Source organism: bacterium (assembly GCA_037131655.1).
Lineage (GTDB): Bacteria > Armatimonadota > Fimbriimonadia > Fimbriimonadales > JBAXQP01 > JBAXQP01.
Window position 1 is genome coordinate 1 of record JBAXQP010000016.1, and the last position, 16,417, is coordinate 16,417.

Annotated in this window: 19 protein-coding genes; all 19 read left to right on the forward strand. The window is 48.9% G+C overall.

The window, feature by feature from the left end; translation table 11 throughout:
- Positions 1–240, forward strand: a 240-nt coding sequence (locus WCO51_01525) for a hypothetical protein (protein MEI6511939.1), incomplete at its 5' end; no start/stop codon positions are given.
- A gap of 100 nt (positions 241–340) precedes the next feature.
- The gene (gene efp / locus WCO51_01530) at positions 341–904 is read left to right on the forward strand and encodes an elongation factor P (GenBank protein MEI6511940.1); all 564 of its coding nucleotides are present in this window, start codon (positions 341–343) and stop codon (positions 902–904) included.
- Positions 905–929: 25 nt separating this feature from the next.
- On the forward strand, positions 930–2,063 hold the full coding sequence (locus WCO51_01535; GenBank protein ID MEI6511941.1) for a hypothetical protein: 1,134 nt from the start codon (positions 930–932) through the stop codon (positions 2,061–2,063).
- On the forward strand, positions 2,063–2,482 hold the full coding sequence (locus WCO51_01540) for a biotin/lipoyl-containing protein (GenBank protein ID MEI6511942.1): 420 nt from the start codon (positions 2,063–2,065) through the stop codon (positions 2,480–2,482). The genes WCO51_01535 and WCO51_01540 overlap by 1 nt, the downstream gene beginning before the upstream one ends.
- 15 nt (positions 2,483–2,497) lie before the next feature.
- A complete protein-coding gene (locus WCO51_01545) occupies positions 2,498–2,872 on the forward strand; it encodes a prepilin-type N-terminal cleavage/methylation domain-containing protein (GenBank protein ID MEI6511943.1) in 375 nt (124 codons plus the stop codon).
- Positions 2,873–3,138: 266 nt separating this feature from the next.
- Entirely contained in the window at positions 3,139–4,515 is a 1,377-nt protein-coding gene (gene accC / locus WCO51_01550; protein MEI6511944.1) for an acetyl-CoA carboxylase biotin carboxylase subunit, read from the forward strand.
- Positions 4,516–4,517: 2 nt separating this feature from the next.
- Positions 4,518–4,949, forward strand: coding sequence for a transcription antitermination factor NusB (nusB, locus tag WCO51_01555; GenBank protein MEI6511945.1), 432 nt, complete (start codon positions 4,518–4,520; stop codon positions 4,947–4,949).
- A 22-nt stretch (positions 4,950–4,971) separates the two neighbouring features.
- Entirely contained in the window at positions 4,972–5,826 is an 855-nt protein-coding gene (locus WCO51_01560; GenBank protein ID MEI6511946.1) for a bifunctional 5,10-methylenetetrahydrofolate dehydrogenase/5,10-methenyltetrahydrofolate cyclohydrolase, read from the forward strand.
- Positions 5,827–6,101: 275 nt separating this feature from the next.
- Positions 6,102–6,455 carry an NADH-quinone oxidoreductase subunit A gene (locus WCO51_01565; protein MEI6511947.1) on the forward strand — a complete coding sequence of 118 codons (354 nt, stop codon included), beginning with the start codon at positions 6,102–6,104 and terminating at the stop codon, positions 6,453–6,455.
- 23 nt (positions 6,456–6,478) lie between these two features.
- Complete coding sequence (locus WCO51_01570; protein ID MEI6511948.1) at positions 6,479–6,988, forward strand: NADH-quinone oxidoreductase subunit B family protein; 510 nt, start codon at positions 6,479–6,481, stop codon at positions 6,986–6,988.
- 8 nt (positions 6,989–6,996) lie between these two features.
- Positions 6,997–7,500 (forward strand): NADH-quinone oxidoreductase subunit C, encoded by a 504-nt coding sequence (locus WCO51_01575; protein MEI6511949.1) that lies wholly within the window; start codon positions 6,997–6,999, stop codon positions 7,498–7,500.
- Positions 7,501–7,549: 49 nt separating this feature from the next.
- Entirely contained in the window at positions 7,550–8,644 is a 1,095-nt protein-coding gene (locus WCO51_01580; GenBank protein ID MEI6511950.1) for an NADH-quinone oxidoreductase subunit D, read from the forward strand.
- Positions 8,641–9,630, forward strand: coding sequence for an NADH-quinone oxidoreductase subunit NuoH (nuoH, locus tag WCO51_01585; GenBank protein ID MEI6511951.1), 990 nt, complete (start codon positions 8,641–8,643; stop codon positions 9,628–9,630). The genes WCO51_01580 and nuoH overlap by 4 nt, the downstream gene beginning before the upstream one ends.
- Before the next feature lie 12 nt (positions 9,631–9,642).
- A complete protein-coding gene (locus tag WCO51_01590) occupies positions 9,643–10,155 on the forward strand; it encodes an NADH-quinone oxidoreductase subunit I (GenBank protein MEI6511952.1) in 513 nt (170 codons plus the stop codon).
- 250 nt (positions 10,156–10,405) lie between these two features.
- The gene (locus tag WCO51_01595; protein ID MEI6511953.1) at positions 10,406–10,933 is read left to right on the forward strand and encodes an NADH-quinone oxidoreductase subunit J; all 528 of its coding nucleotides are present in this window, start codon (positions 10,406–10,408) and stop codon (positions 10,931–10,933) included.
- A 50-nt stretch (positions 10,934–10,983) separates the two neighbouring features.
- The gene (gene nuoK, locus WCO51_01600; GenBank protein ID MEI6511954.1) at positions 10,984–11,265 is read left to right on the forward strand and encodes an NADH-quinone oxidoreductase subunit NuoK; all 282 of its coding nucleotides are present in this window, start codon (positions 10,984–10,986) and stop codon (positions 11,263–11,265) included.
- A gap of 1 nt (position 11,266) precedes the next feature.
- Positions 11,267–13,126, forward strand: a complete 1,860-nt coding sequence (gene nuoL, locus WCO51_01605) for an NADH-quinone oxidoreductase subunit L (protein ID MEI6511955.1) — start codon at positions 11,267–11,269, stop codon at positions 13,124–13,126.
- A gap of 19 nt (positions 13,127–13,145) precedes the next feature.
- Complete coding sequence (locus tag WCO51_01610; protein ID MEI6511956.1) at positions 13,146–14,654, forward strand: NADH-quinone oxidoreductase subunit M; 1,509 nt, start codon at positions 13,146–13,148, stop codon at positions 14,652–14,654.
- A gap of 94 nt (positions 14,655–14,748) precedes the next feature.
- Positions 14,749–16,224, forward strand: a complete 1,476-nt coding sequence (locus tag WCO51_01615; GenBank protein MEI6511957.1) for an NADH-quinone oxidoreductase subunit N — start codon at positions 14,749–14,751, stop codon at positions 16,222–16,224.
- The last annotated feature ends 193 nt before the right edge of the window (positions 16,225–16,417 follow it).

Sequence of the window (16,417 nt, forward strand, 5' to 3'; positions counted from 1 at the left end):
GTGTTTAAGACATACTTAATTCAAAAGCAGGTATGGGGTGCAACCCCATACACCCGTAGGGTGTCATTCAGAGCCGAAGGCGTGGAATCTGTCTGGAAGTCCCTTCGATATGCCGCGCTACGCTCGGCTGCTCAGGGTGAACGAAAAAGGGGATCCGCTTCCCTGAGCAAGCCGTTCAGGCATGAATTAAGGCTTACTCGATTACAACGTAACGTTAAAGGCCAAACCCATCCGTCCTGATCCCCCAGCATCCTCTGATTGACAGGCGGGGGGGTGGGGTGCTACAATTTTGGGTGTAAATATAGTATAAAAGGTTCAATATCTGAGTTGGAGGGGCGCCTTGATTGATACCAGTGATTTCCGTAATGGCATGCATATTATCCTCGATAGGGATATCTATACAATCGTTGAGTTTCAACATGTGAAGCCCGGCAAGGGTGGGGCGTTTGTGCGTACTCGGCTCAAGAAATTGACTACAGGGCAGGCGCTTGAAAAGACCTTCCGCGCTGGCGAGAAGATGGAACAGGCGATGGTCGAGCGCACGAAAATGGTTTACTTATATCGGCAAGGCGATGAATACGTCTTAATGGATCAGGAAAGTTACGAACAGATACCGATCAGTATCGCGATGCTAGGCGATCAGGCGAAGTACCTCAAAGAAGAGATGGAATTGACCGTTCTCACCGGTGATGGCGTGATGCTTGGGGTGGAAGCGCCCACTTTTGTTGAGTTGGAGGTTGTCGAGACCGATCCGACCTTCAAGGGCGATACAGTCTCCGGCGGCGGCAAACCCGCTAAGCTGGAGACAGGCGCTATCATTAATGTTCCCTTCTTTGTTGAAGTTGGCGACGTAGTTAAGGTCGATACGCGCACGGATTCTTATCTTGAACGCGTGAAGAAGTAATAGGTTTCTTCTGCGGAGGAATTGAATGAGAGGACCGTCCTCTTCGGACTATGAATCGGGGGAGTACGATCCACGCGCTCCTTGGCAACGTACACTTGACGATGTAGCGCGGTGGTTATTTTACATCTCACTAGGCGCGGCGTTTGGCGCGTTAGCCTATTTGGTATGGGCGATAGTCAACTTTGCCGGAGTGCCGGGTGATTTTCGTCCTGAAGATGCCGCTCGGCTTAAGAACGGCATAGCCCTCGTTGGTCAGGTTTATCTTCTCGCCACCATTATTCTCGTCCTTTCAGTCTCCTGGCTTTTCCATGAGAAAGACTTCGTTGGCTATATCTTTTTGGGGGCAGGTTGTGTTGTCTATTGGGGCTTGCCGTTTGTACTTCAAGCGCTTTTGCAAAAGCCCATCGGTGTTCACGCAAAGCCGCTGAGCGGAGCTGCTTTCGAACAGATACAGCTAGCCCTTTGGGTCTACTTAGTTCCGGCAATCTTTCTAATTATTGCCGATCTTGTTAAGCGTATCGCTTTGGGGCCGAGTAGAGGGATGCGCGATTTAACTTATGGGGCAGGTCTTCTTAGAGAAGAGGACATCAAGCAGCGGTTCCTAGGTAAGTGTTGGCAGCTTCCTTTTTGCACCAAAAATATGCGGATGCGGTGCCCGATTTATCACGCGAGGCGCCATTGCTGGCGGGAGAAGGTTGGATGTTTGTGCGAACCTAACAGCATTCGCGAGGCAATGAAAAACGTAACGGTTTTCACGCGTGATAGGGAGACGAATGCACATTTCATCCCATACAATCGTATCTTGGGCGGACCGGCTAAGCGCGAACGCTGCCGCAATTGTGCGATATACGAATCTCATCAGCTTCAAAAGTATCAGGTGCTGTCCCCGATAGCTATTTTTGCGGTGATCGCTTTGGCCTATCTAAAGCACAGTTTTCTTCTTACCGTCATGGTTGGATGGTTGGGCAAAATTGACCAACTCATGAGGCATTTGTCGATATTTCCTTCGCAACAGAATACAAAAGGGGCGGAAACTATGGCGGATATGATGCAAAATGCAAGTTGGGCTGCCGAATTGATGTACTTGTGTTTGGTATTGTTAGCCGTGTCGTACTCAATCAAGGGTCTTGAATGGCTCATGTTTAAGGTGCAGATTTAATGAAAGCGGATTTGAACAAAATTGAAGCTCTCGTGAAGATAGCCGAGGAAGCAGATTTGAGCGAAGTAAGTGTGACGGCTCCAAGTGGGAAAGTGGTGATCAAACGACTTCGAACCGCCTTTGAGTCCGTCGTGAGCGATCCGGAGCAGGCGCCGATTGAACTTGAATATGAACCTGAAACGGCGCATGTCGTCCCGATCGAGGTTGTAGCTCCGATGGTTGGTTTCTTCCGACCTACTGCTGATCCTATCATGGTAGGGGATGAGTTGGACCCGGGTGACGTCGTGGGTTATATCGAATCGCTGACTTTGATGAATGAGATTACAGTTACAGAGGGTGGGCGAGTCGTTGATATTCTGGTCGAACCTGGCGCGGCTGTGGAATATGGTCAGCCATTGTTCTTGTTGGAACCCGAGTAACTTGGAGGAAACAATATGAAGAACGAGCGTGGTTCGTCATTGGTTGGTATGCTTGTCGCGTTGGCTGTTATCGCAGTAATGGTTTCCGTGTTCTACATCTACAAGCCATTTAGCCAAACACCGGCTATCAACGTGAAGGGCAGCACGAAGCAAACTCAAGTTGGGCAAGCAATGGATAAGGGACGGGAAGGAAGTTGTGTAAATAACCTTTCCCAAATCAAAGCCGGTCTCGAGGTTATTAAGGTAGACGGTGATCTCCCGCCTGATCTAGATGGGCTGAAAAGGGCGCTTAAATTTCCTGATAGCATGTTCGTATGCCCTGTCAATGGGCAACCCTATAGCTACAATCCTCAAATCGGCGAGGTACACTGTCCAAACGGCCACGGGTAGTTATTGGGATAGAAGCAAGAAGCAAGAGCAGGCTAAAGAATGATCTAGCCAATTTCCCCCTTTCCAAGGGGGAATACAAAGGGGTCTTAGGGGGCCAGGGGGCGAAGCCCCCTACACGCCGTAGCTTTAGCGTAGGCGTGTCATTCCAAGCTTGTCGAGGTATCTTCCGTAAGACCCTTCGACTACGCTCAGGGTGACGTGCCTATGGCACGTAAAGCTACTGAAGCATCGAAATCTGATTAGATGCTAATTGAGAGAAAGAAATAATGTTTGAAAAGATACTTATTGCTAATAGGGGAGAGATCGCGGTTCGAGTGATACGGGCTTGCCGCGAAATGGGGATTAAGAGCGTTGCGATTTATTCGGAAGCAGACGCTAATTCGCTTCATGCGCGTTTGGCGGATGAGAGTGTTTGTGTCGGGCCTGGGCCTAATCAAGAAAGCTATATGAATATCGGTAACGTGCTTATGGCCGCGATGGTCACCGGCGCTGAGGCAATTCATCCTGGATATGCCTATTTCTCCGAGCAATCCCAGTTCGCTGAGGCATGCGCATCCTCCAACATCAAATTTATCGGCCCCTCCCCAAAGGCTATTGGGCTTATGGGCGAAAAGGCAAAGGCCCGTGAAGTGGTTTCGGTTGCAGGCGCGCCGGTTATTCCCGGAACTGATGGGGTTGTGCTCAACGAACAAGAGGCGGTCAAGGAAGCGAACAAGATTGGCTATCCGATTTTAGTGAAAGCATCGGCTGGTGGCGGTGGTCGCGGTATTCGTCGAGTCGATGCTGAAGAAGAGCTACCCAAAGCCCTTCGCTTAGCTCAACAAGAAGCCCTTTCATGCTTTGGTGATGGCGATGTCTATCTCGAAAAGTGCCTCGTTGATCCCCGCCATGTTGAAATTCAAATATTGGCCGATGAGCATGGCAATACAATCTATTTGGGAGAGCGTGAATGTTCGATCCAGAACATGCGTCACCAGAAAATAATCGAAGAGGCGCCTGCGGTTGGGATGACCCCTGAGCTTAGGAAACGTATGGGTGAAGCGGCTGTCAAAGCTGCCCGGGCGGTTAATTACGCGAATGCAGGCACTGTTGAATTTTTATTGGATTCAACCGGCGACTTCTATTTTCTGGAGATGAATACCCGGCTTCAAGTCGAGCATCCGGTTACGGAAATGGTTACCGGTCTTGACCTTGTGAAGTTGCAAATTAGAGTTGCTTTTGGTGAAATGCTTCCGCTTGTGCAGGAAGATATAAACCTCAATGGACATGCCATTGAGGTTCGAATCAATGCTGTTGACCCTGACAATGAGTTCGCGCCATCGGCTGGGAGAATTAATGAATGGATCGAGCCTGGTGGCCCCGGAATACGTATTGATTCTTATGTCTATGCAGGCTACGAAGTGCCGCCCTATTACGATGCGATGATCGCTAAAATGATCGTTCATGCCGAAGACCGACCGGCGGCGATTGCACGGCTAAGAAGAGCTTTGCGTGAGTTTGTTGTTACAGGGATTAAGACGAACCTACCGTTCCTCAGGCAGTTAGTTGAGGTTGAGGATTATATCCAAGGTAATCTCTCAACCGGTCTGGTGGGACGTCTTTTCAAGAATGGGAATAATGGAAGTATTGCGGTCAGGAGCTAGGTATGCCAATCCGATCGAGACGTGTTGCCCGAGAATGGATATTAAAAATCCTATATGAAATCGATATAGCGAAAAAGAATCCGCTTGAAGCTGTTGCAGATGAGATTGAAGAGGAGCCATTAGATAAAGATACCGCTGATTTTGTAAAGCAGTTGGTCGAAGGGGTTTCTCAGCATCGTGAGGAGTTGGATAAGAGAATAGCTTCACTATCTCATGAGTGGGCGCTTGATCGACAGCCTGTGGTTGATCGTAATATTCTTAGAATGTGCAGTTATGAAATCCTCTATTGTCCCGGTGTTCCACCTGCGGCGGCAATCAATGAAGCTGTTGAATTGGCAAAGAAATACAGCACTGCCGAATCGGGTCGGTTTGTAAATGGCGTTTTAGGGGCATTGCTTGATAGTCTCGCACCTGAAGAAAAAGCGCATCTCTAGCGCGTAAGGATTGAAGGAGCTTATGGAAACAAAGATACTCGATGGAACAACAACATCAAAAGTAATTCGCGAGCAGATAAAAGAACGCATCGCTAAATTGAATGCTAATGGAGTTTCAGTAACCCTTGCAGCGGTGCTCGTTGGCGATGACCCTGCTTCACATACCTATGTGAAGATGAAAACTCGTCAGTGTGAGGCTGTTGGTATAGGTTCGCAGACCTATATCCTACCGGCCAGCGCTACACAAGAAGAGGTTGAAACACTTGTCAAGCGTCTAAGCGATGATCCTGACGTGACCGGTATTCTCGTTCAACATCCGCTTCCGAAGGGGCTTGATGAGTATTCAGTACTGGCCGCCATCAGTCCCGCTAAAGACATCGATGGAATATCTCCCTTTTCACTGGGAGCGCTAGTGGCAAATAAAGTTGCTTTCGAAGCTGCCACACCTAAAGGTATTATTGCGCTGCTCGAGCATTATCAGCTTCCTATTGAAGGCCAACGCGTCGTCATCATTGGCCGTAGCGTCATTTTAGGCAAGCCTTTGGCATTAATGATGATGAACCGCCACGCCACTGTCACCGTTTGCCACACCCGCACCAAAGATATCAAAGCAATCTCACGTGAAGCTGATATTTTGGTCGTAGCTGCAGGTCGACCGGAGCTAGTGAATGCCGAATGGATCAAACCCGGCGCAGTAGTTATCGATGCTGGCTATAACAAAGTCGAAGGCCGCCAGGGTGACGTCGGTGACGTTGACTACGAATCCGCCAAGCAAGTCGCCAGTTGGATAACCCCCGTCCCCGGCGGAGTAGGCCCCATGACCATAGCCATGCTCCTCACCAACACTACCGACGCCGCCGAGCAAAAAACGATATAGGAATATCTGATGTGTAAGAGGGAGCTAAGAGGGTATTGCAGATCCCTCAACCCTCTCAATGGTAAAGGGGGACTTTACGTATCTCTTTTTAGATATATCCTGTCCTGAACTAACTAAACTTGAACTTAAGCTACGGTTGGCTTTGTGAAATATCGCACAATACTTATTATAGATAACAAAATAGATCGCATGGGATAGAACCTATTGACGGATGAGGGTGAAAAGGTGTAGGATTAAACAGCAAAGTAAGAATACTGACTTTGTGAGCTTGTATTATGAACACACTTATCGTTATTGGCGTTTTTACTGCGGTCGGAATCTTAATAGTCGCTGTGACATTAGGGTTATCCCATCTTCTAGCGCCGTATCGTCCAAACCCTACTAAAGGTGAGACTTACGAGTGCGGAGCTGAGACGTTTTCCGATGCTTGGCGGCAGGTAAACCTTCATTACTACCTCTTTGCCTTGCTCTTTGTTGTCTTTGATGTTGAAGCTGCGCTTCTTTACCCTGTTGCGTTATGCGCCAAGGGCGCCGGTTGGACGCCTGTGGTTGAGGTTGCGATGTTTATTGTTATTTTAGGGTTTGGCTTGCTTTACGCTTGGCGAAAGGGCGCATTAAAGTGGGAATAAAGGAGCGACTACAAGAGGGGGTTGTGAATGTACCTGGCGGATCTATACTCGTTGCAAAATTGAGTGATGTCGTTGGGTGGGCGCGAAAGTCCTCGATGTGGTCTTTGACTTTTGGTCTTTCATGCTGTGCCATTGAGATGATGGCTACTGCTGCTTCACGCTATGACCTCGACCGTTTCGGCGTAATGTTCCGAGCAACCCCTCGTCAGGCGGATGTGATGATAGTGGCCGGATGGGTTTCAGTAAAAATGGCCCCTTTCATCAAGAGGCTTTACGATCAAATGCCTGAACCGAAGTATGTGATCGCTATGGGGGGATGTGCCAGCGCCGGCGGTCCTTATCGCGATTCAATTACTATTGTTAAAGGCGTCGACCAGTTCATACCGGTCGATGTTTATATATACGGCTGCCCGCCTCGACCGGAGAACTTGATTCACGGCATCATCAAGTTGCAAGATCGGATACAAGAACAGCACAAATTTGAAAAGCAGGGCAAACCTATGCCGAAACCCGATCCGATTATCGTGCAGTAATTAATGTAATGAGTGAAGAAAAAACCAATCAACTAGTAGTGCTCCTGCAAAAGATGCAGGAAAAGCTAAAGCAACCGATAAGCGAACTTCAACAAGTAAGTGCAAACGAAGTTCGTGCCCGTGTCATTCCTGATGCATGGGCAAGTGTTGCGCTTTATCTACACGATGACCCCGACTGGCAGATGAACTATCCGGCTGATTTGACCGTATGGGACACCGGCGAGGAATTCGTGGTGATGGTCCGTTTGTGGTCTGACGTGACCAATGTGAACGTCTTGCTCTTTACTCATATTCCTCGAATTGGACCTACCATCTCTTCGCTATCCTCCATTTGGCCGGGACTGAATTGGCATGAGCGCGAGATGTTTGATATGTATGGAGTTATCTTTGAAGGCCATCCGAACCTGAAACGAATTCTGCTGCCGGATGATTGGCAGGGCTATCCGTTTAGAAAAGACTACGTGCCGGAGGAGAATGATAACCCACTGCATGGCCCGCAGCCGGTGAATTAGCATGAGCGTACCGGTTAATACAGACCAACAGACGATGACAACGATCGATATGATCACTCAGGGAATGGTGATCAACGTTGGCCCTCAGCACCCATCGACCCATGGCGTGCTGAGGCTAATTCTTGCGTTGGATGGCGAACAGATTGTTGCTTGCGAACCGGTTGTTGGGTATCTCCATCGCGGTCTTGAGAAGTTGATGGAGAAGCGCCAATACCGCCACAGTATTCCCTTTACCGATAGACTCGATTACTTGGCAGCATTATCTAACAACTTAGGCATCTGTCAGGCTATCGAGCGATTGGGCGATATTGAAGTGCCCGAACGGGCGCAATATATCCGCGTGCTATTAGTCGAACTAAATCGTATTGCAAGTCATTTAATCTTTCTGGGTACATTCGGCGCTGACTTGGGCGCTACAACGGTCTTGCTTTACTCCTTCCGCGAGCGTGAAATGGTGCTTGATCTGTTGGAAGAATGCACAGGTGCGCGTTTGACCTACAATTGGATTAGGGCGGGGGGGGTGCCGGATGATATCCCTGATGGATTTGGCGTAAAGGTATTGGATTTTATCAAACAGATGCGCAACAGGTTAGGTGAAAATCATATGCTTTTCACTAGAAACCGCATCTTCCGAACGCGAACAGTAGGCGTGGGTGTTTTGACCAAGAAAATGGCGTTGGCTTGGGGTATGAGTGGGCCATGCGCTAGGGCTTCTGGGGTCAACTATGATATTCGCAAAGTTGCTCCCTATGAGATTTATGACAGATTAGACTTTGATGTTCCTGTGTATGAAGCGGGCGATTCGCGTACTCGCTATCTGGTGCGGGTAGAAGAAATATATCAAAGCATGCGTATTATCGAGCAAGTTCTTAAGGAGATGCCCGATGGCCCCGTCCTTACTAAATTGCCTAAGGTCTTCAAACCGCCGGCAGGGGTGGCTTATTCGCGAATTGAAAGTCCGCGTGGTGAACTTAGTTTTGTGATGGTGAGTGACGGCACACCGAATCCGTTGCGAGTACATATCCGCGCTCCCTCTTTTGTGAATTTAAGTGTGTTGCCACGACTGCTAACCGGCGCTAAGGTTGCTGATCTTGTAGCTATACTTGGCAGCTTTGACCTTGTTTTGGGGGAGATAGACAGATGATGCAAATCATCATGAAGTTAATTCAGGAATATCCCCTCCTATGGACATTCGTTAAGGCCGTTATTTTAGGCTCATTCGTGCTGATGTGCCCGTTATTGCTGATTTGGATGGAACGCAAAGTTGCGGGAGCAATACAAAGCCGAGTTGGTCCTAAACATGTGGGACCACATGGGTTGTTGCAGTCGGTTGCCGATGCCCTTAAACTATTGATGAAAGAATCGACAGTCCCAACTCTGGCAGATAAGCGTATCTATTTCATCGCGCCTTATGTTGCCTATTTATCGACGCTGTTGACCTTCATGGTACTTCCTTTCAGCCCAACATGGGTTGCGCTGGATATGGATGTGGCCGTGCTCTTTGTTATTGGGGTATCGCTGTTTAATGCAGTTGCGATCATGATGGCAGGGTGGGCATCGAACAACAAATTTTCATTATTAGGCGGCCTTCGTGCGGTGGCTCAACTACTTGCCTATGAGATACCCATCGCGTTATCTGTACTATGCGTGGTGTTTTATACCGGTACGATGAGTCTGACAGAGATAGTTAAACAGCAACATCTACATGGCTGGAATGTGCTCCAAGCGCCGCTGGCGATCGCATCGCTCATTTACTTTATTTCTTCATTAGCGGAAGTCAACCGCACCCCATTTGACTTGCCGGAAGCCGAATCCGAGTTAGTTAGTGGGTTCAACACGGAGTATTCCGGGATGAGGTTCGGGCTTTTCTTTGTGGCGGAGTTCGCGAACACATTCTTTGTGGCTGCATTCGCGGCCGCTTTATTCTTTGGGGGATGGAGCGGGCCATACTTGCCGCCAATCGTGTGGTTCTTTTTGAAGGTGTTTGTGCTAGTCTTTATTCATATGTGGGTGCGTTGGACGCCTCCGCGTTTGCGCATCGACCAATTACTTAAATTTGCGTGGCAATTCATGGTGCCATTGAGCCTTTTGAACTTATTATTTGCGATTATGATGGTAGCTTTACGCTAAGGTGCTATTTAGATGAAGATGCTTCGTCGGGGAATCTATTTCATATGGGACTCGATAATTAGCAACATCCGCGGCTTGCGGGTGACGTTGCGCAATTTCGTGATGCGTAAAACGACCATATGTTATCCCTACGAACGACGAGAAATGCCTCCCAGATATCGGGGGCTTTTCTATTTGAAGTGGAATGAGGAGAAGCAGCGCCTAAATTGTATCGGCTGTACTCTCTGCGTCCAAGCTTGTCCAACGAATGTGATTTCGATGGTTAAACTGGGTAAGGGAACCCATGCAGGCGTGAGCGACTTTCGCATGGATTTAGGAAGATGCCTTTTCTGCAATTTATGCGTAGAAGCATGTCCCTTCGATGCAATTTATATGGGACCTAAATACGAATTAGCCAGTTCAAAACGCGATGCTTGTGTTTTCAACCTAGTGACATTAGCCCAAGGCGGAGAAGATTACGCCAAGAAGAATATAGAAACCATTACTAAGCTTTTATCACAAGAAGAGACAGTAAAACCAGCGTAGTAGCTGATAGCTTCCGAAACAGGGTGGGGGCAAAGCCCCTATACGTTGAAAATAAGTCGTTCTGGTCGTAGCGTGGAATCTGTCTGAAATGAACACGTCGCAATTTGTTAGGCTCGGAGGAGGTTGCTTCAGCACGAACATTCTCGCGATGACACGAAAATGAAGGACATCTGCAACGGCGCTGACGCTCTTTTACCGAAGCATCGGGATTGTCTGGAATACTGAATTCGCATGAGGCAATACGGAAAATATGGATCTAATAGAAGCGTTTTTATTCGCAACAGTAAGTTTTATGACACTCATCGGGGGATTGATGGTGGTGGGGTCGCGGAATCTTGTGCATGCAGGGTTCTGGCTCCTGCCTTTCTTTTTGGGAATTGGCGGATTTTATCTATTGATGAACATGGAGTTCCTGTTTGTGTTGCAACTGCTGATTTATGCGGGCGCGGTGATGGTGCTGGTGTTGTTTGCCCTGATGCTAACTAAGAATGTCATGAGTAAGAAACTGTCTCCAATCAACAAACTTTTCTATCCCGGTCTGGCGTCGGGGTTTGGGATGATTGTAATCCTGTCGATATTCGTCTGGAGAGCCTTAGGTTCATACAATCAGACAGTTCTACCTGTTGAGGGAGATATTATTCGTAACTTGGGCAAGATGCTGTTGACCGATTATGTGCTTCCGTTTGAATTAACTTCTGCACTGCTGTTGAGTGCGCTCTTAGGGGCGATATTCCTTGCACGAAAACCTGAAATAATGCAAGGAGGGCATAAACATTGACACCGCAAATACCAGTGCTTTCCCATATTCCACTTTATGTGATTGTGCTTATGAGCACGCTGCTTTTCGGCATGGGGCTTTATGGAATGATAGCGCGCCGTAATGCCATAGCCGTCCTGATGTCAGTGGAAGTGATGCTAAACGCCGCGAACCTTAACTTTGTTGCCTTCTGGAGATACCTTTATCCGCAATCACTCGAAGGGGCCGTTTTCGTGTTAGTCACGATTACTGTGGCGGCGGCTGAGGCTGCGGTGGGGTTGGCAGTGGTGCTTTCGGTCTATCGAACCCTTGGCACTATTAACGTTGATGAAGTGAGTGGGTTGAAGGGATAATATGGCGCAACTATTCTGGACAGCTCCAATATGGTGTGCAATCGCAGCGTTAATTACTGCTCTGTTTTTCGTGCCGCGTCGTAAGGCAACTTGGGTTGCGGCATTACCAACAGTGCTGGCTGTCTGTTGGAGCGCTGTTCTTGCCATCTTCGCTTGGCAGGCTAAAACACATAATTTAGATGTCCGCATCGATTGGTTGCGGATTGGTGATTGGACCGTAATGGTTGGCGCTCACCTGGATGGTTTGTCTGCCATGATGATGGTCATCGTAACCTCTGTCAGTCTGATGGTGCAGATTTACTCGATAGGTTATATGGCTGGCGATCCGGGCTTTGCGAAATATTTCTCATTCATGGGACTTTTCACTGCGGCTATGTTGGGGTTGGTGCTTGCCGATAACTTGCTGCTGCTTTATATGTGCTGGGAGTTGGTCGGCCTGTGTTCATACTTGCTAATCGGTTTTTGGTATCATAAGCCGGAAGCGGCAAGCGCGGCAAAGAAAGCGTTTATTGTCACACGGTTTGGTGATGTGGGCTTCCTGCTGGGCATGATTTTGATTTCTTTTGCAGCTAAGACCTTCGATATCGCTACAATTCAAGCACAAGTGCAGTCAGGTACATTAACCCCATTATTTGGCGCATTACCGGCTTTTGCGGGAGTGGTTGCGCTGCTCATTTTCTGTGGAGCAGCAGGGAAGAGCGCTCAGTTCCCGCTCCATATCTGGCTGCCAGATGCGATGGAAGGCCCAACTCCGGTTTCCGCCTTAATCCACGCCGCCACGATGGTTGCTGCCGGTGTGTTCCTTGTGGCACGGATGTTCTTTTTATTCGAAGTCTCTCCTTTAGCCCTTCAAGTGGTCACGATAATCGGTGCGCTCACAGCCTTTATGGGCGCAACAATCGCTTTGGTACAAACCGATATCAAGCGCATTCTCGCTTATTCTACTATCAGCCAACTAGGCTATATGATGATGGCCTTGGGCTTAGCAGATAAGGTTGCGGCGATGTTCCACCTGGGCACTCATGCTTACTTCAAGTCACTGCTCTTCCTAACGGCTGGAAGTGTTATTCATGCAGTGCATTCACAGGATATCAGTGAGCTTGGGGGGTTGGGGAAGAAGCTCAAGATTACGGCAGCAACGGCGCTTATCGGCGGCCTCGCATTAGCTGGGTTCCCTGGATTAAGCGGTTTCTGGAGTAAAGATGAGATATTGGCTGCGGCGCTTCATAGAGGTAATATGTTCGCCCTTGGAGCGGGATTACTTACAGCCTTATTAACCGCGTTCTATATGACTCGCTTCTGGGTGCTTACCTTTATGGGCAAGCCGCGTTCGGATAAAGCCGCTAACGCTCATGAATCACCGGCAGTAATGACTTTGCCTCTATTGGCCTTGGCTGTTGTGGCAGTAATCGGCGGATATGCAGCGCCATCGGTTAAGGAAGCACTCGCTCATGGTGAAGCGGGTTCATTGATGTCTTACCCATTGATGCTAACAGCGACGCTTATTTCCCTGATCGGCATCAGTGGAGGCTATTTGTTCTATCGAAATGGTTTGGCGCAGGGAGATCCGCTGCATAAGGCGCTTATCAAACCTGTCTATATCTTCTTTGAGCGCAAGTGGTTTATCGATGATTTCTTTACCCATTTCGTAGCTGCAGGAGTGCTTGTATTTGCGAGAGTGATTGCATGGATTGATCGGCACATCATTGATGGTACTGTGAACTTAATTGCAGGCTTGATGGGTATAGCAGGCAGTAAACTGAGGCTCCTGACAAATGGCCAGGCGCAATTTTATGCCTTTGTGCTGATAATCAGTATTCTTGCAACGATGTTGGTTATGCTCGAACAGTTGTCGCGCTAGGAGCGATCTTGGATGATTTATGCTTGAATGGATATTACAACATAGGTTAACACTGATAACACTCACCCCGCTTGTGGCGAGTGTTATAATGCTCGTGATTCCCCCCGAGCGTAAAACCCCAATGCGTCTTTTGGCAGCGTTGGCGGCGCTCATTACGGTCGCTTTATCTGTGTGGCTTTGTCTCTCATTCGACTTCAAGCATAGCGGTATTCAGTTCGAGGAGACCATTCAGTGGCTGCCGTCAATGGGTTCGAGTTTACACCTTGGTGTAGATGGCGTAAGCGTTACCCTCGTGTTACTTACCTCGATCATTATCTTAGCCGGTGTGTTTGCCTCATGGACTGTTACCAATCGCCCCAAAGAGTTCCTCTCGTTGTTGCTATTCCTGGTTAGCGGTGTGTTCGGCGTGTTTTGCTCGCTTGACTTGCTGTTCTTCTTCTTGTTCTACGAGATAGCCGTATTGCCGATGTACTTGCTAATAGGCATATGGGGAACAGGGCGCAAAGAGTATTCCGCAATGAAGCTCACCCTCTATCTGCTACTTGGCAGCGCATTCATATTAGTGGGGATAATGGCGGTCTATTTTCTCGGCCCTGTCAGAACGTTCGATTTGCCTTTACTCATTCAAACAACGCATTTTACGGCTATTCAACAGAAGACGATATTCTTATTATTCTATGTTGGATTTGGCATATTAGCGGCCATCTGGCCGCTACATACCTGGTCGCCGGATGGTCATGCCAGCGCGCCGACTGCTGTGAGTATGCTGCACGCCGGTGTATTGATGAAGCTGGGCGCATTCGGTGTCCTGCGGGTTGGCATGTGCCTATTGCCGGAAGGCGCGCACTATTGGGCGTGGCTTATCGGAGGGATTGCGGTTATCAACATCGTCTATGGTTCGTTGAGCGCTATGGGGCAGACCGACTTGAAGTATGTCATCGCTTATTCCAGCGTTAGCCACATGGGAGTGGTAATGCTGGGACTTGCGGGCGCAATAGGCCTAACCAACGCTACTCATCAGATGAATGCCATTAGCCTCACCGGTTCAACCATGCAGATGTTCTCGCATGGCATCATGACCGGCCTCTTCTTTGCGCTTGTGGGTTTAATTTATGAGAAGTCGCACACTCGGGACATTCGTGAGATGGGTGGGTTTGCCGAAAAGATGCCTGGGATAGCGGTCGCCTTTGTAATCGGCAGTTTAGCCTCATTCGGCCTACCTGGAACGAGTGGTTTTATTGCCGAACTCTTAAGCTTTTATGGCGTTTGGGGTACTTTCCCATGGATGACCTATATCGGTGTAGCCGGAATAGTCATTACCGCCGCCTATGTCTTAAGAGTAGTACAAAAAATATTCTTTGGCCCCCGTTCAGATAAATACGACACTCTTCCAACCGCCAAAACAACCGAATGGGTAGCCCTTATCCTATTAAGCGCCGTTTTAATCATAGTAGGCATTATCCCCCGCCTATTAACCGATTTCCTGAATGTTGGGGTAAATGACTATTTGAAGCTGTTTGTAAGATAGGTTTGCGTATTGCGTAGTTCGTATTCCTGATTCCGGAAAATACGCACTACGCAATACGTACTACGCTGGCTGCTAATTAAGGAAAGTGAAATAGATGCCGAGTGAAGGAATAAATGGTCTGATATTGCTGCTGCCGCACGCATGCCTGATGGCGTTTGCGTTGCTGGTGCTTGTCGTCGAAGCGGTAACGCCGTCTCGTTGGCGCGCTTCGGCTTGGACGGCGTTTATTGCCTTTGTAGTAAGCGCGGCATTGGCGATTTGGCTCTCACGTGAAGGCAGTTTGTGGAACGGCATCTATATATGGGACGGGTTCGCAAGGATGGTGACCATCATCATTCTCACCGTCGGTGCGTTGGTCTGCTTGGCATCCTCCTGCTGCGAAGAATGGCGGCCAACGGCAGATTTCGGAACCTATTCAGTCCTATTAATCCTGAGTGCTCTTGGCTTTACTCTCATCTCATCAGCAGGTAGCTTGCTGATGCTCTACATTGCGCTGGAGCTAGGCACCGTCAGCTTATTTGCCCTCACCGGACATCACCGGACTGATCAACACAGCGGGGAAGCGGCGCTCAAGTATCTTGTTATCGGCGCGATTTCATCAGCGGTCTTGCTTTATGGCATTAGCTTGGTTTACGGCGCTTACGGAACCACCTACTATGCCCAAATCGCCGAGCGTATTACGCAGACAAGTCAACTCTCATACTTGGCGATCATTGGCCTGCCGCTGATAATCGGCGGGTTGGCATTCAAAATTACAGCCGCGCCCTTTCACCTATGGGCCCCCGATGTCTATGAAGGAGCGCCAACCCCCGTTACTGCTTTTCTATCGACAGCCTCAAAGACAGCAGGATTCGCGGCGCTTATTCGTTTGCTCTATGTTGCCCTCCCGCACATGGAGAAAGACTGGGTAATGATACTGATTGCCGTATCAGCTTTGAGCATGACGCTCGGCAACTTGGTGGCTTTATCGCAAACAAGTTTGAAGCGCATGCTGGCCTATTCAGGCGTAGCGCAAGCAGGTTATCTGTTAATCGCTGTCGTTGCGGGTATGAAAGACGGGTTAGGGTCGGTGCTGTTCTTCTTATGGCTCTATGCATTCGCCAATACGGGCGCGTTCTTCATCGCACAAGCGGTGCAGGCAAGTGATGGGTCGGACGCAATCGACACACTTAAAGGTCTCAGATTCCGGGCGCCAAAACACGCTTTTGCAATGCTGATATTTCTTCTATCACTTGGAGGAATTCCTCCCTTAGCCGGTTTCTGGGGCAAGTGGTTTCTATTCGTAGCCGGTGCCTCCGCCGGGTACTATGTACTCGTCCTAATAGGTGCTATCACCAGTGTTATCGCACTCTACTATTATCTAATGGTGGCAAAGCGTATTTACATTGATCCACCCGAGAGCACTGCCCCTATCTCTCGGCGTGCCCCATTAGTGACCGCAATCATCATCTGTGCTTCAGCCACCATCATAATGGGCCTCTACCCCCGCCCCTGGCTAACCTGGGGCCAATCCGCCACCCTAACCGTTCCGCCGTCACCCCCTGCTGTTGTTAAGACCATTGGTAAATAGGCTTATGCGTAGATGTGTCATTCTGAGTGTAACGAAGAATCTGTCTGAAAGTCCCTTCGTTATGTCTCACTGCGCTTGGCTACACATGGTAAACGAATAAATGGATCCGCTTTCCTGAGTAGGCCTCCGGGCCATATCGAAGGGGCTTCTGGAAGGAGGAGGTTGCCACGGGCACAAGCCATCCATTGCAATG

Bases quoted from the DNA above. Each gene is read 5' to 3' on its own strand.
- WCO51_01580 (MEI6511950.1), top strand. From the start codon at position 7,550: ATGATCACTCAGGGAATGGTGATCAACGTTGGCCCTCAGCACCCATCG.
- nuoK (MEI6511954.1), top strand. From the start codon at position 10,984: ATGAGCACGCTGCTTTTCGGCATGGGGCTTTATGGAATGATAGCGCGC.
- WCO51_01575 (MEI6511949.1), top strand. From the start codon at position 6,997: ATGAGTGAAGAAAAAACCAATCAACTAGTAGTGCTCCTGCAAAAGATG.
- WCO51_01545 (MEI6511943.1), top strand. From the start codon at position 2,498: ATGAAGAACGAGCGTGGTTCGTCATTGGTTGGTATGCTTGTCGCGTTG.
- WCO51_01595 (MEI6511953.1), top strand. From the start codon at position 10,406: ATGGATCTAATAGAAGCGTTTTTATTCGCAACAGTAAGTTTTATGACA.
- nusB (MEI6511945.1), top strand. From the start codon at position 4,518: ATGCCAATCCGATCGAGACGTGTTGCCCGAGAATGGATATTAAAAATC.
- WCO51_01615 (MEI6511957.1), top strand. From the start codon at position 14,749: ATGCCGAGTGAAGGAATAAATGGTCTGATATTGCTGCTGCCGCACGCA.
- WCO51_01535 (MEI6511941.1), top strand. From the start codon at position 930: ATGAGAGGACCGTCCTCTTCGGACTATGAATCGGGGGAGTACGATCCA.
- WCO51_01540 (MEI6511942.1), top strand. From the start codon at position 2,063: ATGAAAGCGGATTTGAACAAAATTGAAGCTCTCGTGAAGATAGCCGAG.
- WCO51_01560 (MEI6511946.1), top strand. From the start codon at position 4,972: ATGGAAACAAAGATACTCGATGGAACAACAACATCAAAAGTAATTCGC.
- WCO51_01610 (MEI6511956.1), top strand. From the start codon at position 13,146: ATGCTTGAATGGATATTACAACATAGGTTAACACTGATAACACTCACC.
- nuoH (MEI6511951.1), top strand. From the start codon at position 8,641: ATGATGCAAATCATCATGAAGTTAATTCAGGAATATCCCCTCCTATGG.
- WCO51_01590 (MEI6511952.1), top strand. From the start codon at position 9,643: ATGAAGATGCTTCGTCGGGGAATCTATTTCATATGGGACTCGATAATT.
- accC (MEI6511944.1), top strand. From the start codon at position 3,139: ATGTTTGAAAAGATACTTATTGCTAATAGGGGAGAGATCGCGGTTCGA.
- WCO51_01565 (MEI6511947.1), top strand. From the start codon at position 6,102: ATGAACACACTTATCGTTATTGGCGTTTTTACTGCGGTCGGAATCTTA.
- nuoL (MEI6511955.1), top strand. From the start codon at position 11,267: ATGGCGCAACTATTCTGGACAGCTCCAATATGGTGTGCAATCGCAGCG.